This window comes from Exiguobacterium sp. s130, from assembly GCF_018619055.1.
Lineage (GTDB): Bacteria > Bacillota > Bacilli > Exiguobacteriales > Exiguobacteriaceae > Exiguobacterium_A.
Genome location: NZ_JACSNI010000005.1, coordinates 23,445 through 47,074, shown reverse-complemented (window position 1 = coordinate 47,074; position 23,630 = coordinate 23,445). Strand labels below are relative to the sequence as shown.

Genomic DNA, 23,630 nt, shown 5'->3' with positions numbered 1-23,630 from the left:
GCTGTTTTCCTCCTTATAACTCGAACGCGTTTGCAATCGCTGCAACCGTCCGTTCAATGTCTGCTTGTGCAATCGTGTACGAGATGCTAATTTCTGATGTCGTGACTTGATAGAACGGGATATTCTCCGCTCGGAAGATCGCGAACAACTTTGAGGCAACACCTGTTGCATCCCGCATCCCGATTCCGACGACAGATAACTTCGCGTGCTGATCGTGGCGGTCGACCTTGACTGTCGTGAAGCGATCCATGATGTCTTTCAATGCTTCATCGAGGAACTCTTCCTCATCGAGTGGACAGGAGAACGATAGGAAGATGTCACTGTCAAACGTCGTTTGACTGATCATGTCGATGTTGACGTGGCGGTTCGATAAGAGTTCGAAGATATCGGCTACTGCTGCGTTCGTTTGCGGTACGTGTTTGATTGATACCGTCAAGACGTTCTTCGTCACACTGACACTCGTGACCGCTTTTTGTTCCATTGTTTCCGTCGCTTCCATGATCCATGTTCCCCTTTTCGATTCAAGTGTTTTCCCGACGAAGATGTGTACGCCGTATTTTTTTCCTAGTTCGACACTCCGCATTTCCATGACCTTCGACCCGAGGGCGCTCATCTCCATCATCTCATCATATGAGATGTGCGGAATCGGTTGAGCAGTGGCATGGATTCGTGGATCAGCCGTATAGACACCGTCGACATCCGTGTAGATTTCACACCGTTTATCAAGGACTGCCGCAAGGGCAACAGCCGTTGTATCCGATCCACCCCGTCCGAGCGTCGTCACGTCACCGAGTTCGTTGACACCTTGGAATCCGGCGACGATGACGACATCGTACGTTTCGAGTTTTTGTCGTAATAGATCTCCATCAATCTGTTTGATCTTACTTTTCGTATGCACACCCATCGTGCTGATCCCTGCTTGCGCGCCCGTTTGCGATAACGCTTTGACGCCAAGTGAGTTGAGAGCGATGCTGAGTAATGAAATCGTCTGTTCTTCTCCGATGGCAAGCAGACGATCGAGTTCTCGCCGCTCAGGGCGATCCGTGATGGCTTGCGCCTGAGCGATCAAAGAATCTGTCATCTTGCCCATCGCCGAAACGACGACGACGAGTTTTTCACCTTCGGCTGCGCGACTCTTCAAATAATTCGCAATAGACTGAATCTGTTCGACAGTCGCAACCGAGCTTCCACCAAATTTAAGTACAGTTGTCACAATCCTATCTCCTTTGTCCCGATACAGAAAAAAACGACGGGCCGGTAGGAGCGTTCCTACGGCCCGTCGTTATCACGATCGGACAAACGAAGACAAAGTCATTCGTTCTTTTACGTAAGATAGCGCTCCGAAACATCGGTTTCGGCAGTACAACGGATCTTAACCGTTGTACCAGCAAATGAGAAGAAGCATCTTCTCGTTCACTTCGGCGGACTTCCCCTTTCACATCATTCAGCATGCTTGCCTTCAAGAATGATGCTACTCATGTCATCCGCGCCTCTATCTGTCGGTTGTTAGTTACAGTTATAGCAGACATCTTTTGTTAAATCCAGTCATTTGACTGTTTTTCTTCAAAATTCGTCAATTCGCAAGATGCTGTTTCGCGAGTTCGAGTTGCTCCGACACGGCAGCAAACCCTGTCCCCCCGTAGCTAGTCCGGCGTGCTACTGCTTGAACCGGATCGAGGAGCGGATAGACGTCTTCTGTGATGTCTGGATGGAACGTTTGATACGTTTCGAGACTCAAGTCCTTCAGGAAACAACCGTTTTGCACACAGTAGAGGACGGCTTTCCCGACGATTTCGTGTGCTTCCCGGAATGGTATGCCTTTCGTCACAAGGTAGTCGGCGAGTTCCGTTGCATTCGAGAAGTCTTGCATTGTCGCCTTCTTGAGCGCTTCGGTCTTAAACGTCGCGGATTCAATCATTCCGGTGAAGATTTGAACGGACTTGAGAACGGTATCTGCTGTATCGAAGACTCCTTCCTTATCCTCTTGCATGTCTTTATTGTAAGCGAGTGGTAATGCCTTCATCGTCGTCAAGAAGCCCATCAGGTTGCCGTAGACGCGCCCCGTTTTTCCACGAATCAATTCAGCAAAATCAGGGTTTTTCTTTTGTGGCATCATGCTTGAGCCTGTCGAGAAGGCATCGGATAACTCGATGAAGCTGAATTCTTGCGACGCCCAGATGATGATTTCCTCACAAAAACGCGAGAGATGCATCATGACGGTCGAGGCGATCCCGAGGTATTCGATGACGAAATCACGGTCCGAGACAGCATCAAGACTGTTTGGATAAACCGACTCAAAACCGAGCAACTCGGCAGAACGGAAACGGTCGATCGGGAACGTGGTCCCCGCGAGCGCCCCCGCTCCGAGTGGTGATTTTCGGATCCGTTTTTGATTGTCCGTCAATCGTTCGACATCGCGTTCGAACATCCAGAAATAAGCGAGCAAGTGATGCGCAAGCGAGATTGGTTGTGCCCGTTGCAAATGCGTATACCCCGGCATAACCGTCTCGATATGTTGCTCAGCTTGTTCCGTGATGACCGATTGGAGCTCGCGCAATGCCGTCGTCAACGCTTCGACATGCTGCTCCATCCATAGATGTAAATCGGTTGCGACTTGATCGTTTCGGCTCCGTGCCGTATGCAGTTTCCCTGCAACTGGACCGATCTGTTCCGTCAACAAACGCTCAAGATTCATATGAATGTCTTCGTCCGCTAATGTGTAGGAATGGTCCTTTAACGTCGCTTCGAGTTGCTTTAATCCTTGCTGGATTTGTGTCCACTCATCTTGAGCGAGAATCCCTTGTTCAAATAACATCTGTGCATGTGCGAGACTGCCTTTCAAATCAACGCTTGCTAATTTTTGATCGAACGTGATTGATGCTCCGAAGGCTTCCGCTTGAGTGGAAGCACTTTCCGTAAAACGTCCACCCCAGAGTTTGGTCATTTCGTTACACCCGCCTGACGATGTACACTCGCATGCGTTGAAACGGCAAGACCGTGTAATTTGATGAAGCCTTTTGCTGCTTCATGATCGAATGCATCTTCTTTCGTGTACGTCGCAAGTTTCTCATCATAAAGCGAGACAGCCGACTGACGACCTGTGACAGTTGCATTTCCTTTGAACAGTTTAACGCGAACTTCTCCTGTGACGTCCTGTTGTGTCGCCGTCAAGAAAGCTTTCAATCCTTTTGTCAATGGCGCATGGAAGAGACCGTTGTAGATTGTTTCTGCATATTGTTTGCTGAGTAATGGTTTGAAATGCGCGACGTCCTTCGTCAATGTAATCGTCTCGAGTGCAGCGTGAGCTTTGAGTAAAACAGTTGCGCCTGGGCACTCATAGACTTCCCGCGATTTGATACCGATGAGACGGTTCTCGACGTGGTCGATCCGTCCGACCCCATGTGCTCCAGCGATGATATTCAGTTCCGTAATCAGTTTCGCTAATGGATACGTCGTCCCATTAATGGAAACTGGAACACCTGCTTCAAAGCCGATAATGACTTCTTCTGCCTGATCCGGAGCGTCTTCTGGTGCTACCGTCAACGCGTATGCGTCTTGTGGTGGTTCTGTCCATGGATTTTCTAGGACGCCACATTCATTACTCCGTCCCCAAAGGTTCATGTCGATCGAGTATGGGCTATCGAGGTTGATCGGGATCGGCACATTGTTTTCTTTCGCGTAGGCAATTTCTTCTTCCCGTGACCATTTCCATTCCCGAACCGGTGCGATGACTTCGAGTGACGGATCAAGTGCCGCGACCGAAACTTCGAACCGGACCTGGTCATTCCCTTTTCCGGTACATCCATGTGCGACCGCCGTTGCACCATATTCATGCGCGACTTCGACGAGTTTTTCTGCAATCAACGGACGCGAAAGCGCTGAGATCAACGGATAGGCATTTTCGTAATGAGCGCCATATTGAAGGGCTGGCAAGACAAAGTCTTGTGCGAATTCTTCTTTGACATCGAGAACGATTGATTCAATCGCACCGACGAGGAGTGCTTTTTCCTTGATGACGGATAAATCTTTTCCTTCTCCGACATCCATGCATAAGGCAATGACATCATAGTCCTTGCTCAACCATTTGATGGCTACCGATGTATCGAGTCCCCCAGAGTACGCTAAGATTAATTTTTGCTTTGACATGTATAATTCCCTCCTGGTTTTTAATTCATTTTTCTGTATAAAAATTCACTATGAATTATATATATACATAGAAAACAAAAAAAAGAAACCCTTTTTGCAGGATTTCTTTCAAAATAACTTACATTTTCTTCTCCATCGTCCGGTGTGGAATGCCCGCATCGTCGAATTCATCGGAGACGATCGTGTACCCAAGACCTTGATAAAACGGGATGGCTTGGACTTGTGCACCGAGTATCAGCAGTTGTTTTCCTTCACGTCGCGCAATACGTTCCATCGCCTGCATCAACTCACCACCGTATCCTTTTCCTCGGGCTGTCGACAGCGTCGCCACACGTTCCACCTTCATCCGTTGGTCGTCATATGGACGTGTGCGACCCGTCGCAACCGGTCGACTCTGTTCATCGAGGACAAGCAGATGAATCGCTGTTTCATCATGTGTATCGTATTCAAGATGACGTGGTACGCCTTGTTCCTCGACAAAGACACGCTCCCGGATCATCCGAACGGCTTGTTGTTGTTCTGCTGTACGTACTTGAATGACTGTCATAACTGATATTCCTCCCGTAGTCGATCGACATATGCCATCGCATCATCCCGATTCGTAAATTGTGCTTGTGCCTGAACTGCACTTCCTCCACCTCGTCCATTGAATGCTTGGACATGCGCTTTGGCAAACTTCCCGAGATGCGGTTCACCTGGACTGCTCATCAGTAACTTGTTCACCGTCGCATTCCAGACGACACCAATGCGTCCCGCTTCTTGAATCGCTTTCGCGAGTTGTTCGGAAACCTTGATCTCTTCCTCCAGATGTTCAAACATAAGAAGCCCTTCTTGTTGTTCCAAAGCGTGAGCGAGTGTAAGAGCGGCGAGTTGCCCTTGAGCTTGTTCGACCTGTTTCGTTAAGCGCTTCTGATCGTCCTGTACCGCTTGAATTGCTTCTGGAATTTGAACTGGTTTAACTGATAAAGCTTGCGCTGCTTCCCGCAAGGCATGACGTTCTGCCTGTAGAAGTTGATGTGCCCGTTCTTTTGCGACATAAGAAAGACGAATGTTCCCACGAATTCGTTCGACTCCAGTAAAAAGAATTAACTCGAGCTGTGCCGTCGAATCGAGATGCGTTCCACCACAAGCACTGTAGTCGAGTGTGCCGATTTGAACGACACGAATCCGTCCTTCGACTTGCGGTGTTTTTCGTAATGGTAAGCGTAGCGCTTCCGCCTCGTCATATTCAGTCGCCGTGATCGGCAATCTTTGTTCAATCACCTGTCGTAATCGTCGATCCAACTGCTCTTGTTGAACAGCTGTCCATTCAGGTGTCTCGATATCAAGCGTCGAGACCTCACTCCCTGTCCGAAAACTGAGTGTCTTGATATTTGATTCATCTTGTAGGATCGCAGAGATGACGTGTTGTGCCGTATGCTGCGCCGCATGATCGATTCGGACTGCGTCATCCACGATCCCGGTGACGTCACCTGTGAGCGGCGTCGCCAGTTGATGCCAGACGACACCGTCTTCGATTTGAACGTCAAGGACAGGGTGGTTGTTCAATGTTCCACGATCCGCTGGCTGTCCACCGCTCTCCGGGTAAAAGTAACTTTTCTCTAAAGCAACCCAATAGCCGTCTACTTGTTTTGTCGCACGAAGGGATGTCTGAAAGGTTCGGACATCGGATTCTATTTGTTCGGGGCGCATGCCTCGACCACCTTTCTCTGTCAGTTTCACTCTGTATTATGCCATATTTCATCCAGAATCGTTTGTCGGCTTGCCTTTTTCCTAGTACACTAGACGAAAGACTACCGATCGCGAAGGGACGAAATGCCGTGATTCAGCATATCAATAAAAATTCACCACTCCCCATCTACTATCAAATCGAAGCTGCCTTAAAACAACAAATCGAAAGCGGTGTTCTTCAACCTGGCGATTTGATTCCGTCCGAGCGCGAATTTGCGGAAGCGCATCAAATCAGCCGAATGACGGTCCGCCAAGCCATTTCAAACTTGGTCAACGCCGGTTACTTGATTCGTCAAAAAGGACGTGGAACATTCGTCGCGAACAAAAAAATCGTCATGCAACTTTCTGGATTGACGAGTTTCTCGGAAGAGATGGAGCACTTAGGCTTAGAACCGACGAGTGCGCTCCTCTCCTATCAAATCATCGACGCCTCGATGACGATCGCGAATAAGCTCCGGATTCGCGAAGGGGCATCGGTATATGAACTGAAACGCTTACGTATTGCTGATGAGCAAGCGCTTGCTCTTGAGACCGTCTACATCCCGGAACAACTCCTACCCGGACTTGATCAAGACGTCGCGACCGCATCGCTCTATGCATTCGCTGAAGCGAGCGGATTGAACCTCGGACGTGCGAGTCAGACATTTGAATCACGTCTCGCGACGAAGGAGGAAGCGGGTCACCTTGGTTTGTCGACCGCTTCGCCCGTCCTATCCGTCGAGCAACTGACGTATCTTGCGACGGAACAACCGTTTGAATACGTTATCTCCGCTTACCGTGGAGACCGCTATACCTTCACCGTCGAAATGGAACGCCAACGCTGAAAAACCCCTCGAATCGCCGTGCTGAGACGGTGACTCGAGGGGTTTTTCGTATACAAATTACTGCGCAGGGACCGTTTCTGTCTCTGGTGCTTGTTCTGTTGTATCTTGTGCAGCGTCCGTCTCGTCTGTGATTGGCTTGACTTCTTGACCTTGCATCGCCTTCGCCAAGTTGCCTTTCACTTGTTCGAGTTGATTCGGATCGAGATGGTATTCCCATTTTCCACTGACGCCGATATAGCCTTCTCCAGCGAGCTGATACTCCGTCGTATTACGTAGTGCTGCCGTGAAATCTGCTAAGCGTGTGTAATCATTCGGTCCTAAGTTTGTTTCGACGTTATCACCGACGGCATCCAAAATATCACGGTATGCACTGAGCGAACGGAAACTTGCCGCTTCTTTTGCGACCGCTTGAATGACTTGCATTTGTTTTTGTCCGCGACCGATGTCACCGAGCGGATCATCATGACGGTTCCGGACATAGGCGAGTGCCTGTTCCCCCGTCAAATGTTGCATCCCTTTATCGACGGTGATGGTACCTGCTTTACGTTTTGAATCTTGCTCCTTAAACGCATATCGCACATCGATATCCACACCATCTAATGCATCAATCAATTGCACGAATCCTTGGAAATTGACTTTGACGACGTGATCGATTTGAATCCCGAGTAGGTTCTCTGTCGTTTCACGCGCTAATTTAATACCATTATAGGAATTCGATTTATCCATCGAACCGAAGTAATGGGCATGTGTGATTTTATCTTGCTCAACCCCCGTCTTGCCGTACGGGATGTCATACTTCGAATAATCGATGTTTACGAGTGAATCACGTGGAATACTCGTCAACACTAATTGTTCCGTCTTTTTGTTCAAGATTCCGACGATCATGACATCTGAACGAGCCGGTTCATGTCGTTCCTTGCTTTTTTTCGTTTCATCCGTTCCGAGAATCAAGAATGATTCGGACGGTACATCATCATATTTAGAGCTCACTTTTGAGCCGGGAATCTTAATCTGCGTCTTTGCCAATGTTTCTTGCGTTTTAATAAAAACAGCTCCAGCGTAACCAGAACCGATGATTGTAACGAGCAGGACGAGTGCAGCGATGACTTTCATGAACATCTTGCCAGCACTTGGCTGTCTCTTTCGTGCGGATCGCGTTTCCATCATGTAAACCCTCATTTTCATGTAAATTTTCCGTAAAGTTCGCTAATCTCCATTATCCGGACATTTAATGAAATGTCAATTTACGTTTCGATTAAAGAAACGGCACAGAATAGCTGTATCCAAAATAATGTAAGCTTCATAACTCGTCGCCTGATCCATATGAATGCTCCGTCATGTCCTTTTTCGTTATTTTCTCACCTGTCTGTCCTCAAAATATAAAATCGCATGATACCGGGCTTCGTTCACTGCTTTTAGGAATAACAAAAAAGATACAGAGCCAATCCATCGATTGTTTCTGCACCTTGTGATTCATTCGTGTTTCTCCGTCATACTTTTATGAAATTCAAATATGCTGTCCGCCCTGTACGTTTAGCGTCATCTGACAATAAAGAGGCAGCCTCTTCGTCCAAGATCACCATAACATCGGCATGACGTTTGAGTACGGTCGCCGGACAATCCGTCGTCGCGATGCCTTCCATCATATCGCGAACGGCTTCTGCCTTTCGTTCGCTTGAAGCGACAAGAAGGATTTTTTTTGCTTCCATGATCGTACCGATTCCCATTGTGATCGCTTTCGTCGGTACTTCCTCCAATCGATCAAAGAAACGTTGATTTGCTTCTCGTGTCGATTCCGTCAATTCCGTCACGTGTGTCTTGGCATCGAACGGTGTACCTGGCTCATTGAAAGCGATATGTCCATTGGCTCCGATTCCGAGCAATTGGATATCGATCCCCCGCTCTCGGACGAGCGCTTCATATCGTTCACTTTCTTTAACCGGATCTTCCGTATTCCCGATTGGTACGAAAGATTCCTTGAAGCGTACGTCATTAAACAAGTGTTCTTGCATGAACGTATGATAACTTTGTGGATGCGCCGGGCTGAGACCAACATATTCGTCCAGATTGACCGTCGTCACATGTCGGCAGTCGAGCGAGTCCTTCCGCCATTCTTCATAAACGCCGACCGGTGAACTGCCTGTCGCAAGTCCTACTGTCAACCCTTCCGGATGACGCTCAATTTCCTGTTTCAGAAATTGATAGGCCACCTGTGCTAATTCTTCTCCTTTTTCTACGATCATCCATTTCATGAGGTAGACTCCTTTCCGTTCGTGATCCGGTATCGCGTACCACGATGAATCGTTTCTTGAATACGTAATCCCTCGTCGAGCAACACGATATCCGCATCCTTACCGACCGAGAGACTTCCCTTTTGTGTCAATTGAAGCTCTCTTGCCGCATTGACCGATGTCATGCGGACGGCTTCTTCGAGCGTACACCCTGTAAAGGCGATGATGTTTCGTAAAGCAGCGTCCATCGTCAGGACACTTCCGGCTAAACTACCGTTCTCAAGGCGTGCCGCACCGTCTCGAACGAATACAGCTTGTCCCCCTAACTCGTATTCACCTTCTGCGAGTCCTTTGGCGCGCATCGCATCCGTGATGACGATCAATCGATCAGCGCCCTTCATCCGGTAGGCGAAGTCGACCATTTCCGGTGCACTATGAATCCCGTCCGGAATGATTTCGGCATAGACTTCCGGCGTCAGGAGACAGTACCCGACCGTTCCCGGCTCCCGGTGATGCAGTGCGCGCATTTGATTGTAAAGATGGGTACCATGCGTGACATGACCCGCTTGGTTTTGGGCATACGTCGCGTCCGTATGTCCGGCAGACGGAATTGCACCCGTCAAGCGCACTGCCTCTTCGAACGCACGCGCTCCCGGGCGTTCTGGGGCATAGGTCACGAGTTTGATCGTATTGCCAGCTGCTTCTTGCCATTTCAGGAACTGTTCGACATCCGGTTCAACGATATGTTCGTGCGGTTGCGCACCCGCATAATCCGGGTTGATGAACGGCCCTTCGAGATGAACACCGACAATCGTCGTGTCCTCTTCCTCAACGACTGTTCGCACCGTCTCGAGCGCTCGTGTGATGTTTGCCCAATCTTGGGTGATCGTCGTCGCTAAGAAGGATGTCACGCCTTCTTGTAACATCTGACGACTAAAGTCACGAAGACTATTCGCATCCCCATCCATGACATCGACATCATATCCTCCATGAATGTGTACATCGATCATTCCAGGGATGAGCGATTGATGATGCGCATCGATCGTCTCTTCTCCTGCGATCTTTTTAAATTCCGACATCAAACCAATCGCCTCGATCGTTCGACCGTAACGAATGAACCCATCCTCGATCGTCTGTTCTCCCGTATAAATCCGGGCATTGATGATTACTGTCATCTGCCGTCATCCTTTCTCTGTCCGTTCCATGACTTGCTTCCGTATTTAGTATAACGCTATTAATTCTAGTTGTATAGACCTTTGTACATTTCGATAAATTTTAAAAAGGACGATCCCGTTTGTCCACAGACAAAGGGTCGCCCTTTTTATACCCGTCGACTGTCGTCTTCATGCGTCAGTCGATCATGGTAATAAAATCCGGTCTTTTTTTCGAGAGATCAGACGCGTCGCTTTTAAGATTGCCATCGGTAACGATTGCCGCTTCCGGTAAGCCAGGTAACGTCCTTCCCACTTTGGATCGTACTTTTCTTTGTATCGTCGTAGACCCGTGAAACTATACATGTAGCGAATATTATTGAAGACATCCGCTGCCACACGTTCTTGCCAGAAAGACGTCTCGTCCTCGCCGACGGATGAGAGTGGTGCCATTCCCATGTTGAATGTCCGGTAGCCTTCTTCTTTCGCATATTCGAATAGCCGAATGAACATCGCATCCATGATCCCGTTCGGTCCGTCCGGTCGAAAACGCATCAAGTCAATCGATAGGACTCCCTCTTGGTAAGCAGGCATGAACGTCATGAATCCGATCAACCGTCCTTCCGCTTCACGCATGATGCCGATTGGTGCTCGATTTAAGTAAGGTTTGTGGAAGTAACCGAGTGAGAAGCCTTTTTCAGACTTCCCACCTAACCATTCATCCGAGACCTCTTGCAGTTCTGCTAACAATGTATCCGAAAAAGGTGGCTCGATCACTTCAAACGTCATACCTTCTCGTTCAAAGCGATTTTTAATCGAGCGAAGTCCAGCCCGTTTTTTTCCTGATACGGTGAAAGACGGAATATCGACGATCGCCTCTTCACCCAGCTTAAAGAAGTTGAAGCCGAAATCATGATACAACGACATGTTTTGCGCTTGGATCTGATAGATGTTCGGAATGTATCCGAGATCTTCGACGCGGCGCAGAAACGAGGCAATGACTTGTGAATGCTCCTTTGGATCTCCACTTGGATCACCGAGCATCATGATCCGATTACCGGTCTGACTGAACTGGATGAACGAACGACCTGTTTCGGAAAAGAAGAAACGTTTATCGCCGAGAAACGCTAAATGGCTCAAATAATTCCCACCCTGCTCACGCAATACCAACTCGATCTTTTCAGCATCGAATCGCTCACCGAGCACCGGTTGATTAAAGGTGTTGAACAAGCGTATGAAAACTAATCCATACACGAGCGCAAAGATGGATGAACTCGCGGCAAACATGAAAATCTCATGCGACGGATACACTTCTGTTCCATCTGCCGATCCGAGTGCATAAAAAGCGTATCCGAAAAAGACGAACCCGCCAATGTACAACAGACCAACGAACGCGACCCGGATGAAACGCGACGTCGTAATCAGTGTCCGCTCCCGGTGAAACGCGTTACGAGACATCAATAACAACGCAAGGACGACCACGACGGCAAGGAAGGAAATCAGGTTAAATCCACGAAGTGCCATCCCGACCAAGGCGAAGAACGATGCGCCGTACATCATATATAAAGAACGCTTCGTTCGACGATAGAGCGCCGTTGATAAGAGGACGAATAATAGTCCGCCCATCAAGAAGAAGCTGTTCGCGAGCAACAACGCTTCGTGGGGCAATTTCGATTCCAGATACTCATACTGCGTGGAGACGGGCGGTAAAATCGCCAGTCCCCAAATCGTGATACCCGCGACAAGCGTGATCAACGCTAAAGTGAAGTGACGAATTTTACTGAGGAATCGCAATTGCAGACGCCAAATGACACCCCCGACCTCCACCGACGGACCAACGATTGGTTTATCTTCAATCATCTTGACGACTGGACCGCTGAACTCTCGAGCCGAGAAGACGACACCGATCAAGAATGGAATCAAGTAGTAGACGAGACGGTAAATCAATAATCCCGTCAAGACGATACCTTCTTCAACTCCGGCACGTTGCATACCGATCAAAAAGACTAAGTCGAACGAACCGAATCCGCCGGGTACCATCGAAATCAATCCGGCTGTCGCAGCGATGATGAAGACCCCGATGACTTTCGCAAAACTGACATCCGTTCCGAGTGCCGCCAAAATGAGATAGACGACGACACCGGCACTGAACCACTCCGCCAACGATACGACAGAGTATAGGGCAATCGATTTCGGATGAATGCTGCTGTTCCCCCGTCGAAACGAGAACAACAGATAGAGTGGGAAGAATAAGGCAACACCGATGATGACGGGCCACAACCATTTCTTCATTTCAAGCACTTCAAACGCTGGGAAGATGTGTAAGAGGGATAACGTCGACAAGATTGACAAACCGCTAATCAGTGTCGGTGCCATCCAACCGATTGCTTTCAACAGACGTCCACCTTCGACGAATGGTCGATACAGGGCGGACCGGATGGCCATCCCTGCGAGACCACCAAAACCGATGATGCCGTTAAAGGAATTCGCAATCCAGGACGCTCGGAAAATTAGTCCGACCGGTACTTTTGCTTCTAGCGAGCGCAACAAGAAGAAGTCGTAAAAGAACATCGTCGAGACTGCCATAAGACCTGAAAGAATCAACAGAATGAACTGCCAAGACGGTACTTGGCGGATCGCTTGAATCGACTCCTTCAGGGACAGACTGCGCAATTCATTTTGTCCTTGATAAAAAATGAATCCGATCAAGACGATCGGCAAGATGATCTTCGCAATCGTTATGATGCGTTGTTTTGAGAATTTCAAGATGCCAGCCTCCTTGATTTACGGATTAAGTACATTAGACGAACAAGCAATAGCGTCGCTCCGACCGCAAGACCTATGATCAATCCCCACCAGTATCCATCTGGTCCAAGCGCTGTGTAGCGTTCAAGATAAAAACCTAATGGTAGTCCGATGACCCAGTAGGCTGCGATCGTTAACAAGAAAGTGACGTTGACATCCTTGAATCCACGTAATGCACCTTGCGTTGGTGCAGCGACGGCATCCGACAATTGGAAGAAAATTGCGAGAATCATGAAGTGTGCGGCTGCTTCGATGACTTGCGGGTCTCGACTATATAACGCCGCGAGTTCTTCATTCTTTAAGTACAAGAGAATACCGGAAAACACGGAAACCGCGACACACATCGTCAATCCGATGCCGACGTACTGAACCGCATCCTTGATCCGTTTGGCTCCGACCTCGAAACCGACTGTGATCGTCAATGCGGACGCAGCGGATAACGGAATCATATAGACGAACGAAGCGAAGTTGATCGCGGCTTGATAGGCACCGATGATGACATCGCCATATGCTCCAAGCAACAAGGTGACGGCTGAAAAAATACTGACTTCTGAAAAAATCGCGAGACCAATCGGAGCACCGAGTAAAATCAATTCCTTGATCCGTTTCATGTCCGGACGGTAAAAACGACGAAGAATCCCAAGACGTTGGAACAACTCTCCTTTCATGACGACAGCGACGATCGCTAGACAAAGAATCCAGTACGTGATCGCAGTCGCGACTCCCGCGCCAACACCACCAAGTTCCGGAAAACCGAAGTTTCCGAAGATGAATAGATAATTGAAAAGGACGTTAATGGGTAAAGAGATTAGTAGTAAGACCATCGTGATGTTCGATTTACCTAATGAATCGACGAGTGTTCGTAAGACGAAGAACACGAACATCGGTACGATTCCGAGCGCTAGCATCACGAGATAATTCCGCGCGACTTCACGCGCTTCTGCCGATAACTCCATCCGTTCAAGAATCGGATTGACAGCGAGGAGTCCGATGACGACTGTCAAACCGATGATTGCGACAGCGACGTACAACGCCTGCATGACGATCCGTTTGACTTCCCGCTCGCGTTTCGCTCCCATCGCTTGGGAAACGAGCGGCGCGACGGCAAGTAGAATACCGGTCAACCCTGTGTAAATAGGTGCCCAAAGACTTGCTCCGACACCGACTCCAGCTAAATCAGCAGAGCCATATCGACCGGCCATGACCGTATCAAAAAAACTGATTAAATAAAACGCGACTTGCGTTACGAGAATTGGAAAGAAGATTTTCATGAATTGCTTCATCTTTCCTGAGAACGTAACTGTTTCTAACATGTTTCCACCACATTTCAGGAGGAGTCCTCCTTAATTTTAAAACGCATCATTCTTGAACTCTTACGAAATCAATCCAAGGAGGGATTCATCTCATGAACCATCGTGATACTGAAAAGCTGACTTTTGAACTACTCGAGACCTGGTCTACCTTCAATCATTATGCCAAAGAATCACAAACGTTTGAAAATCCGGAAGATATCCATCAAGCCCGGATTCGCTTGCGGAAACTGATCACGTTCGCTCGATTGGTCGAGTTGACGGAAGAACCCGTCTATTTGATTTGGAAGCGTCTGATGCACGCCTTCGGTGAAGTGCGCGATCTCGACGTACAGCTCGAAGCGACTTCAAAAAAAACAGAAATCGACCAATTGTTCGCAAACCATGTGGCCTTACAACTCCAAGGAAAACGTTCGACCTTGATTGAGACGATGCATCTCTTGATCTCAAATGAACTGGATCGATCCGTCCGTCGATTTTTAGCGAGTCCGATGACAAAACGCCTCAAGCGGATGTCAGAAAAAGAACTGATTCATGCCGCGGAGAAACGCTATGAGAAAAAACGTGAACAATTTGAAAAAGTACAACGAAAGGATAGTCCAAAACGTATCGAACGGATGCATGAGTTGCGTCTTGCGACGAAAGCGTACCGCTATACGGTCGAGTACTTGCGTCCCTATACGAATCAACCGAAGTCCGCTGTCGATCGTCTAAAAACAACCCAGACGCAACTCGGACATATCAATGACACGTATCAGCGACTGGAAAGATGGCGGTCATTCGAGGTTCCGACTGCTTATCAAGCAGAGCGCTTGCATCAGATCAAACGCTTAGAGGATGAACTGCGTAACGCACTCGATCAAGTCGAGATCGCTCACGGGTGACGTTGAACAAGTAGTTCAAGCATCTTTGTTCCTGCAATCGAATTGCCTTTCGCGTCAAGGGAAGGACCAAACACACCGATTCCGAGATCGGCCATATCGAAATCACTTCTACCACAGGCAACGACCGCACCGGAGACACCACTTTTTCCGGGAAGTCCGACTTGGACAGAAAATTCTCCAGATGCATCATACATGCCACATGTCGTCATGATGGCCCGGATGATTCGTGCGTTACGACGCGAGATGACTTGACGTCCGGATGGCGTTTTTCCAGATGTACTTAAAATTTTCCCCATCATGGCAAGTCCTTTACAGTTCGTCAAAATCGCACATTGTTTCGTGTAGACGTCGATGATCTCTTCAACGTTGCCTTCGATGACGCCGTGATAGCGCATGAAGTAGAGCAACGCTCGGTTCAAATCTGTCGTTTCGAATTCTGATTCAGCGACATCTGCGTCATATTTTACCATTTCTACTTTAATATCCAATAGTTTTGCGATGAATTGACGCAATTGCAGTAATTTATCCGCAGCATCCGTTCCCGGCAACATGCTAGTCACTGCTAGTGCTCCTGCATTGATCATTGGATTGAGCGGTTTTGTCGGAATCGTCTCTTCAAGTTTCGCAATCGAATTGAACGCATCACCCGTCGGTTCCATCCCAACTTTCGAAAAGACATAGTCTTCTCCGAATGTCTCGAGGACGAATGCCAGTGTAATGATCTTCGACACACTCTGTAATGTAAACATCGTATCCGCATCACCTGCCGAAACGAACGTCCCGTCGGCATTACAGACAGCGATACCAAGTTGGGTCGGATCAACTTTCGCAAGCTCTGGGATGTAACTTGCGACTTGTCCAAGCACCGTATACGGACGACACTCCTCAATCAACTCCTCGAGTTGGGCTTGTGTAACATTCATGGCGTTCCCTCTTTCTCTTTTTTTCTAGCTTATCACGCATCTGGTGGATGCGGATATGGTTCTTCCGTAAACGCTAAAAGGAGTCGACTCGTTTCAGCCGAGTCGACTCCTTTTTCTAGCATCTGCTTTATCCGTTTACGACTAGTTCACCGTCTGCCACATCGATCGCAATCTGGGAACCATCTTGAATCGCCCCACTGATCAAAGCACGGGCAAGCTTCGTCTCAATCGTCCGTTGCATATAACGGTTGATTGGACGCGCACCGTATTGCGGTTCGAATGCTTCTTCAAAGATCAGCGTCTTCGCAGCATCCGTGACATTAATCGTAATGCCGCGTCCAGACAAGCGAGAAGTCATCTTCTCGACCGCTTTGTCGATGATTCGTTCGATCTCTGTCCGGTGGAGTGGATGGAACAAAATCGTATCATCAATCCGGTTTAAAAATTCCGGTCGGAAGTGACGCTTCAGTTCTTGGCGAACGGCTTCTTCTTCCGCCGCATCGATGACACCATCTTTTGCTGCTTCAAGCAAGATGGGCGCACCGATGTTTGATGTCATGATGACGATCGTGTTCTTGAAGTCGACGACACGTCCTTGCGCATCTGTTAACCGACCATCGTCGAGCAACTGAAGCAAGATATTGAAGACATCCCCGTGCGCTTTTTCGATCTCATCGAATAGAAGAACCGAATACGGGCTCCGTCGGACGGCTTCCGTCAATTGACCGCCTTCTTCATAACCAACGTATCCTGGAGGCGCACCGACGAGACGGGAGACATTGTGTTTTTCCATATACTCCGACATATCGATGCGAACGATATGATCTTCACTATCAAACATCGCTGCCGCCAAGGCTTTTGCAAGTTCTGTCTTCCCGACTCCTGTCGGACCGAGGAACAAGAACGAGCCGATCGGACGATTCGGATCCTTGATACCTGCTCGCGCTCGAATGACAGCATCCGCGACGAGACGGACCGCTTCGTCTTGACCAAAGACACGCTCATGAAGCGTATCCTCGAGATAGAGTAGCTTTTCCCGTTCGCCCTGCGCGAGCCGCGTCACTGGAATGCCGGTCCATTTCGAGACGATGTCGGAGATCTCTTCTTCCGTCACCGCTTCCCGAACCAGTTCGTGGGAGACGTGTTCAGATGATTCTTCCGCGACTTTCAGACGCGCTTCAAGATCTGGAATTTGACCGTACTTGATTTCTGATGCCCGGTTTAAGTCATAGCGCCCCTCGGCTTCTTGTAACGCCAGTTTCGCTTTCTCAAGATCTGCGCGTAACTGTTGGACACTTTGCGAACTTTCTTTTTCCCGTTCCCATCTTGTCCGAAGCGCACTCTCATCTTCTCGGGCAGAACTGAGTTCTTGCTGTAAGACGGCAAGCCGTTTCCGGGATGCTTCATCCGTCTCTTTCTTTAATGCTGCTTCCTCGATCTCTAGCTGCATGACCCGACGGACGAGGGAATCGAGTTCAGCCGGCATCGACTCCATATCCGTCCGAATCATCGCACATGCTTCATCGACGAGATCAATCGCTTTATCCGGCATGAACCGATCCGTAATATACCGATCGGATAACATCGCCGCCGCGACGAGTGCATTGTCATGAATTCGCACACCATGGTGAATCTCGAACCGTTCCTTTAATCCACGCAGAATAGAGATCGTATCCTCGACATCCGGTTCCGCGACGAGGACTTGTTGGAAGCGACGTTCGAGCGCTGGATCCTTTTCGATATACTTTCGGTACTCGTCAAGCGTCGTCGCACCGATACAGTGCAATTCTCCTCGCGCAAGCATCGGCTTGAGCATATTGCCAGCATCCATTGCGCCGTCCGTCTTTCCGGCACCAACGATCGTATGCAGCTCATCGATGAATAAGAGAATCTGTCCTTCGGCTTCCTTAACTTCATTCAAGACCGCCTGCAGGCGTTCTTCGAACTCACCACGGTATTTTGCACCAGCGACGAGCGCACTCATGTCTAAACTGAACAACTGCTTGTTTTTGAGACTCTCGGGTACATCTCCTCGGACGATCCGTTGCGCGAGTCCTTCAACGATTGCCGTTTTCCCGACACCAGGTTCTCCGATTAAGACGGGATTATTTTTAGTCTTCCGACTTAAAATCCGGATGACACGTCGAATTTCATCGTCACGACCGATGACTGGATCCGTTTTCCCGGACCGGAAGTCCGCTACGAGATCGCGTCCATATTTTTTCAGCACATCAAACGTCTCTTCGGGATTTTTCGTCGTGACCTTGCGATTGCCTCGCATACTGACGATCGCTTCCCGAAGTGTCTCTTCCGTAATGCCTTGACGACGTAAATATTGAGCTGCTGGACTTGATTGTTTGATCAGAGCTAATAATAAGTGCTCAACGGAGACGTAGTCATCCTGCATGAGTCGCGCTTCCGTTTCTGCTTCCGTCAACACGTTCAGCAACGAGCCCCCGATCCGTGGCGTCGTCGCCTGGGACAAAGCAGGAAGCTTACCAATCGCTTCGTCAATCGCTGCATTCAATGTCTCAATCCGTTGATTCAACTTTTCAAAAATGACCCGTGCAATTCCCTCTTCTTGAGCAAGTAAAGCAAGTAACAAATGCCACTCTGTGATTTCACTATGACGACGTTGTTTCGCAATCGCTTGGGCAGAGACGATTCCCTCATGTGCCCGATCCGTTAAACGTTCAAAATCCATCCTTGATCACTCCTTCACTGCAAGTTGACGTTCCCACTCTTCATAAAAGGCGCGGTCCATCTCAGGTAATTTGACTTCGAGTTGGACGAGTAATGCCCCACGATGACCATTCGCTTGACTCAGACCACGATTTGGAATCCGAAGTCGTGCTCCTGGTTTTGTGCCTGGTTTGACTTTCAGTTTAATTCGTTTTCCTTCAAGTGTATCTGCGACGACTTCTCCTCCAAGTACAAGTGTCGTCGGATGAACGCGGACGGTCGAGATGACGTCTTGGTCGACCCGTCGGAACTGATCGTCATCCTTCAGGTGAATCGTTACGTAAACATCTCCCGCGACACCTTGTCGGTTACGCATCGAACTTTTTCCACGTAAGCGGACTTTTTTGCCGTCATAGACATCTTTCGGTAGCGTCAACTGAATCGAACCGGTCGCAAGACGCACCGTGACTTTTTCATTCGTACTGAGATGACTGAGTGGAACCGTCAATTCAAGCTCTTCATCGGTCGACACTTCTTCCTGACTAAAGAACGAACCGAACATGTCTTCAAATCCGAACGATTGTCCAGGTCGTGTCCGTCCACCACCTCCGAACTGTCGGAACAGATCTTCATAATCTCCAGCGCCCCCAGCTCCAGCACCTGCCATCCGGTCGAAGTTACTGCCGTATCGATCGTACTGTGCTCGTTTCTCCTCATCCCCAAGCACATCGAAGGCTTCTTGGATATCCTTGAAGCGCTGGTCTGCACTCGCCTCCTTGTTGACGTCTGGGTGATATTGCTTCGCCAGTTTGCGGTACGCGCGCTTAATATCTTGATTCGATGCATCCTTTGCGACACCGAGTGTTTGATAATAGTCTTTTGCCATTCGAGTTCACTTCCTTTTCCTATACTTCATTACCTTAATTATAAAAGCCACATCTTAATTGGTCAAATATAGTCAAACTTTTTTCTGACATTCTGTTCTCTTTTCACTTTACGTCCTTGCGACAAACAAGTTTCACCGGCTGAACCATGTTATACTGATAGCCAAACAGGAAATGAACGATGGGAGGATCTACAGATGGACGGTAAAACACGTAAAAATATCACACCTGGTCTTAAAGTCAGCATCGTGTTGAAACAAGATCAACGAACAGGTAGACGCACAGAAGGAATCGTTAAAGACCTTCTCACGAAATCACCGCAGCATCCGCACGGGATCAAAGTGCGCTTAGAAGACGGACAAGTTGGTCGTGTTCAAGAAATTTTAAGTTAAAAAGACAATAATCGCTCGCCCTGATTCCTTTTCGGATTCAAGACGAGCGATTTTTTCATGCTTCAGCAGTTTGTTCTAAATACCGCCACGTTGCTTCGACCAGAATACGCGCTGCGTCAAGCATCGCTGGCTCTTTAAAATCAAACTGGGGATGATGATGCGGTGGATACGAAGCGTCCCCGGCTCCTGTAAAGAAGAATGCACCGGGTACGTGTTGCAGATAATACGCGAAGTCCTCGCCGCCCATTGTCGGTTCGATTTCAAATACATGCTTGTCTCCTAAGATTTCTCGTGCGACGGATTCGATCAATACGGTGGGTACCGTATGGTTGACGACAGCTGGATACCCTTTTTCGTATGTAAATTGATACGTCGCTCCGACCGCCTGACAGATTCCTTTGATCGTCTGCTCCATCCGCTCAATGATTTCGTCCGCTGTCGCTTCATTAAACGTTCGGACCGTTCCTGTTAATGTCGCTTGATCTGCGATGACATTAAACGTATTCCCCGCGTGCAACGTTCCGACGGTCACGACTGCCGGCTCTAGCGGATTAAGTTGACGACTGACGATCGATTGTAATTCCTTGACGATCGTTGCCCCGAGTAAGACAGCATCAATCGTCTCGTGTGGCTTCGCACCGTGTCCGCCTTTTCCATATAAGATCAGCTCGAACTTATCAGCTGCTGCCATAATCGGACCGGTTCGAATACCGACGTGTCCTTGATCGATCGTTGACCAAAGATGCGTTCCGAAGATGACATCGACCCCTTCAAGACAACCGTCGGCAATCATATCTCGCGCACCGCCCGGAACGACTTCTTCCGCATGTTGATGAATCAAGACGACGTTCCCCGGTAATGATTCCCGCTGTTGCATGAGCGTCTTTGCGACGGCAAGCAACGTCGCCGTATGACCATCGTGACCGCATGCATGCATCACACCCGGAACCGTTGACCGATACGCGACCTCTTTTCCGTCAGCAATCGGTAAAGCATCGAAGTCGGCACGTAACGCGACAGTCTTCCCCGGTTTTCCTCCACGAATGTACCCGACGACACCACGTCCACCCACTCCTGTCTTGACTTCGATTCCGAGCGTTTTTAAATGTTGCGCGATATAACGCGGTGTCTCGACTTCTTGAAACGATAACTCCGGGTGCTGATGGAGATAACGACGACGCTTCACCATTTCCGGATACAACGCGTCTAGTCCGGCAGTTCGTTCTGACATGTATGTATCCCCCTTATTTTTTTTGATGCAGTGTCTTAACGCTCTCCCGCGTAAATTGGAGACGTTCGAGTGTATCTTCATAGTGTCCCGCAGCATAGGACAAGAATAAGACGTCAATCGCAAACAGTTGAGCCAGTCGTGAACTGAGTGCCGCGCTACGAAGCGGTGCTTCCGGTGCGCGCGAAGTCCAAAGCGCAATATCTGCTAGTTGGCTGATCCGATTGTCCCCAAAACGCGTCAGACTAATAACCTTTAACCCTTGGATTTTCGCCAAGCGAATCAACTCGACGACTTCTTCTGTCTCACCACTGTAGGAAATCGCAAAAAAGACATCTTCTGGACGTGCATTCGCTAAAATCGTCGCAAGTAGATGCTGATCCGTTTCTTGAATCGCTAGTTTCCCGACACGCGTCCATTTTTGAGCAGCGTCTTCCGCTACGACATGTGACGCCCCGATTCCGTAAAAATAGATTGCACGTGCTTGGTCGATAACGCCGATCGCTTCTGCAATCCAATCATCATTTAACTGCTTCGCTGTATCCTGCAACGCTTGAATACTGTTACTAAGCGTTTTTTCAATCAAGTCGACCGGACGTTCATCCTTTTCGATATCATGATATCCTTTTAAATCCGTGCGTGCCGTATCAGCCGAAATCCGCATCCGCAGCTCTGGATATCCCTTTAATCCGAGTGCACGGCAAAAGCGAACGACTGCAGCAGCACTTGTATCCGACTCCTCTGCGAGTTGGTGGATCGTCATGCGCGCAATTTGGTTCATATGCGTCAAGACGTAGTCTGCGACTTTTCGTGAGGACGATGGTAGTTCTTCTCGAACTGCTCCGATTTGTGAATAGATACCGCCATTCATCTAGATCTCTCCTTTATCATCTTCTTTAAAAGAACTGGCGATTCATCGCGCCGTCCCCGTTTATAGAACTGTTCTTCTTCCATTATGCTCTCTCCTACTGACTTTCGTAAATCTAAAAAATGGTAAAGTGAAACAAAATATCATTCTCCTTCCATACCCTTCCTTTCATACTTATATACTTCTATCTTCAAGCGTTCGTCATACAAAAAAGCGACATTCCGTTAAATAAGGAATGTCGCTTTATAAAGTAAATGGAGAAATCAACGAATCTTGACGATTGGTTTTTTTGTATCCGGATCGAGGAATAGCATCGCTTCCGTATCACCGTTCAAGTTCGTCACAGTGATCGTCGTCGGAATGTTTCGATTATATTCCCAGCGATTCTCAAGCAGGTACGTCACGTACTGAACGAATGCGACGAGTTCTGCTTTTCCGTAAAATTGAACGGGAATCTTCATTTCAAGCTTTTTAAGTTCATCTTCTTGATAGAAGCCTTCCCCCATCATACCGGTGTAGTTCGGGAAGTAGTCTTCTAGACGGTCTTTGAATAAATCAAATTTCGCCGCATCATCACGAACATCATTCGTTGCACGTGCTGACGGGTAGTAGTAATAGCGTTCATTGTAGTTCTTCCAATCATTCGCGCTGATTTGATTCCCGCGACCGATGAATGCAGACGAGAGATAATGACCGGAAACCGGTGAACCTTCTTTTTCCTGGAGGTAGAGGGCGACGTGAATCGGTGTCGTCTTCATACCCTGCGTCTTACGCATTTTCTTGACTAAATCGTTTGCCATCCGCTTCCCTTCAGCAACGACTTTCTTTTCATCAAGTTTAACGGTATAGGTCGGTCCATAGTTTTCATCTTGGAAAACATACTCACTATTTAAGACGAGAGCGATTGATGTACCACCGAGTTCAAGCTTCTTATCTTCTTCAAGCATGTAGTCTTGCTCTAAGATATGCGATAGAATCATAGGTGACTTTTGATTTTTTTCTTTATATGACTTACCTGACGTGTAGGCTGGGTTTAAACCTTCAGGATCGCTGACGCCATCGCCTGCTTTCCCTTTTCGTAACAACCATTTTGCGATTTGGTCGGCTTCGAGTAACTGACCTTCTTGGTAATAGTATTTTTCCGGATCAAAAAATTGTGTCGAATGACGCATCAATCCTGTTTCGATTTCATCGAGTTCAAGACGCGAACTGACACGCTTTTGTGTCATTCCACGTGCAACGCTTGGACGAAACGGTAAGACCGTCCGGTAATACGAATCCGTCGTATCAATGGCTGGACTGACGACGGCTTGGACTTCCTTACCTTGTTCACTTTCAGTAATGACTTCTTTTGTATCGCTACTTGGCGAAAGGTCGAACGAACAAGCACCTAAAAATAACGTGCTCGATAACGTCAACACTACTGCTTTTTTATAGTTCATCTCTATTTGCACCCCATGTTTTCAAATCGTTCTCTTTATCATAACAGAATCGTTTTCCATCGGGGAAGGACAAGTTTTCCCCTGTTTTTCAAAAAAGATGATGCGCCCTCACGCATCCGAAAGGACTTT

Annotated in this window: 19 protein-coding genes and 1 riboswitch; of the genes, 3 read left to right on the top strand and 16 right to left on the bottom strand. The window is 48.3% G+C overall.

Annotation, left to right across the window (positions count from 1 at the left end; all coding sequences use genetic code 11):
* Positions 1-13 precede the first annotated feature (13 nt).
* From HZS85_RS12770 to HZS85_RS12750, 5 genes are all read right to left on the bottom strand, one after another.
* Complete coding sequence (locus HZS85_RS12770; protein ID WP_056063449.1) at positions 14-1,213, bottom strand: aspartate kinase; 1,200 nt, start codon at positions 1,211-1,213, stop codon at positions 14-16.
* A gap of 112 nt (positions 1,214-1,325) precedes the next feature.
* Positions 1,326-1,503, bottom strand: a riboswitch (Lysine riboswitch).
* Positions 1,504-1,573: 70 nt separating this feature from the next.
* Positions 1,574-2,944: an argininosuccinate lyase gene (gene argH / locus HZS85_RS12765; protein ID WP_214856385.1), complete on the bottom strand. Its 1,371-nt coding sequence runs from the start codon at positions 2,942-2,944 to the stop codon at positions 1,574-1,576.
* Positions 2,941-4,146: an argininosuccinate synthase gene (locus HZS85_RS12760; RefSeq protein WP_214856384.1), complete on the bottom strand. Its 1,206-nt coding sequence runs from the start codon at positions 4,144-4,146 to the stop codon at positions 2,941-2,943. The genes argH and HZS85_RS12760 overlap by 4 nt, the downstream gene beginning before the upstream one ends.
* A 118-nt stretch (positions 4,147-4,264) precedes the next feature.
* Positions 4,265-4,693 (bottom strand): GNAT family N-acetyltransferase, encoded by a 429-nt coding sequence (locus tag HZS85_RS12755; RefSeq protein ID WP_214856383.1) that lies wholly within the window; start codon positions 4,691-4,693, stop codon positions 4,265-4,267.
* Positions 4,690-5,838 (bottom strand): alanyl-tRNA editing protein, encoded by a 1,149-nt coding sequence (locus tag HZS85_RS12750; protein WP_214856382.1) that lies wholly within the window; start codon positions 5,836-5,838, stop codon positions 4,690-4,692. Before HZS85_RS12750 ends, HZS85_RS12755 begins: the two co-directional genes overlap by 4 nt.
* A gap of 128 nt (positions 5,839-5,966) precedes the next feature.
* Here HZS85_RS12750 and phnF point away from each other — a divergent pair, with 128 nt between their 5' ends.
* Positions 5,967-6,701, top strand: coding sequence for a phosphonate metabolism transcriptional regulator PhnF (gene phnF / locus HZS85_RS12745; RefSeq protein ID WP_023467107.1), 735 nt, complete (start codon positions 5,967-5,969; stop codon positions 6,699-6,701).
* Positions 6,702-6,758: 57 nt separating this feature from the next.
* Here phnF and HZS85_RS12740 read toward each other — a convergent pair whose 3' ends face one another.
* The 5 genes from HZS85_RS12740 to HZS85_RS12720 form a co-directional block, all read right to left on the bottom strand.
* The gene (locus HZS85_RS12740) at positions 6,759-7,868 is read right to left on the bottom strand and encodes an LCP family protein (RefSeq protein ID WP_251137983.1); all 1,110 of its coding nucleotides are present in this window, start codon (positions 7,866-7,868) and stop codon (positions 6,759-6,761) included.
* 323 nt (positions 7,869-8,191) lie between these two features.
* A complete protein-coding gene (nagB, locus tag HZS85_RS12735; protein ID WP_214856380.1) occupies positions 8,192-8,953 on the bottom strand; it encodes a glucosamine-6-phosphate deaminase in 762 nt (253 codons plus the stop codon).
* On the bottom strand, positions 8,950-10,107 hold the full coding sequence (nagA, locus tag HZS85_RS12730; RefSeq protein ID WP_214856378.1) for an N-acetylglucosamine-6-phosphate deacetylase: 1,158 nt from the start codon (positions 10,105-10,107) through the stop codon (positions 8,950-8,952). The genes nagB and nagA overlap by 4 nt, the downstream gene beginning before the upstream one ends.
* A 183-nt stretch (positions 10,108-10,290) precedes the next feature.
* The gene (mprF, locus tag HZS85_RS12725; RefSeq protein ID WP_214856376.1) at positions 10,291-12,849 is read right to left on the bottom strand and encodes a bifunctional lysylphosphatidylglycerol flippase/synthetase MprF; all 2,559 of its coding nucleotides are present in this window, start codon (positions 12,847-12,849) and stop codon (positions 10,291-10,293) included.
* Entirely contained in the window at positions 12,846-14,201 is a 1,356-nt protein-coding gene (locus HZS85_RS12720; protein WP_214856374.1) for an MATE family efflux transporter, read from the bottom strand. The genes mprF and HZS85_RS12720 overlap by 4 nt, the downstream gene beginning before the upstream one ends.
* Positions 14,202-14,293: 92 nt before the next feature.
* On the opposite strand from HZS85_RS12720, the gene HZS85_RS12715 reads away from it, so the two are divergent.
* The gene (locus tag HZS85_RS12715) at positions 14,294-15,082 is read left to right on the top strand and encodes a CHAD domain-containing protein (RefSeq protein WP_214856372.1); all 789 of its coding nucleotides are present in this window, start codon (positions 14,294-14,296) and stop codon (positions 15,080-15,082) included.
* Here HZS85_RS12715 and glsA read toward each other — a convergent pair.
* The 3 genes from glsA to HZS85_RS12700 all read right to left on the bottom strand — a co-directional run bounded on the left by glsA (position 15,073) and on the right by HZS85_RS12700 (position 19,573).
* The gene (glsA, locus tag HZS85_RS12710; RefSeq protein ID WP_035412330.1) at positions 15,073-16,005 is read right to left on the bottom strand and encodes a glutaminase A; all 933 of its coding nucleotides are present in this window, start codon (positions 16,003-16,005) and stop codon (positions 15,073-15,075) included. The two genes, HZS85_RS12715 and glsA, sit on opposite strands and share 10 nt — an antisense overlap.
* Before the next feature lie 127 nt (positions 16,006-16,132).
* On the bottom strand, positions 16,133-18,709 hold the full coding sequence (clpB, locus tag HZS85_RS12705) for an ATP-dependent chaperone ClpB (RefSeq protein ID WP_214856370.1): 2,577 nt from the start codon (positions 18,707-18,709) through the stop codon (positions 16,133-16,135).
* A 6-nt stretch (positions 18,710-18,715) separates the two neighbouring features.
* Positions 18,716-19,573 carry a DnaJ C-terminal domain-containing protein gene (locus HZS85_RS12700; RefSeq protein WP_035412324.1) on the bottom strand — a complete coding sequence of 286 codons (858 nt, stop codon included), beginning with the start codon at positions 19,571-19,573 and terminating at the stop codon, positions 18,716-18,718.
* A 195-nt stretch (positions 19,574-19,768) separates the two neighbouring features.
* Between HZS85_RS12700 and HZS85_RS12695 the strand changes: the two genes are divergently transcribed.
* Positions 19,769-19,963, top strand: coding sequence for a YwbE family protein (locus HZS85_RS12695; protein ID WP_056063418.1), 195 nt, complete (start codon positions 19,769-19,771; stop codon positions 19,961-19,963).
* 55 nt (positions 19,964-20,018) lie between these two features.
* Here the strand turns inward: HZS85_RS12695 and HZS85_RS12690 are convergent, their stop codons facing one another.
* The 3 genes from HZS85_RS12690 to HZS85_RS12680 form a co-directional block, all read right to left on the bottom strand.
* Positions 20,019-21,194: a M20 metallopeptidase family protein gene (locus HZS85_RS12690; RefSeq protein WP_214856369.1), complete on the bottom strand. Its 1,176-nt coding sequence runs from the start codon at positions 21,192-21,194 to the stop codon at positions 20,019-20,021.
* Between the two features lie 13 nt (positions 21,195-21,207).
* Positions 21,208-22,062, bottom strand: a complete 855-nt coding sequence (locus HZS85_RS12685) for a MurR/RpiR family transcriptional regulator (RefSeq protein ID WP_214856368.1) — start codon at positions 22,060-22,062, stop codon at positions 21,208-21,210.
* Between the two features lie 260 nt (positions 22,063-22,322).
* Positions 22,323-23,501: a CamS family sex pheromone protein gene (locus HZS85_RS12680; RefSeq protein WP_214856367.1), complete on the bottom strand. Its 1,179-nt coding sequence runs from the start codon at positions 23,499-23,501 to the stop codon at positions 22,323-22,325.
* Positions 23,502-23,630: the final 129 nt, after the last annotated feature.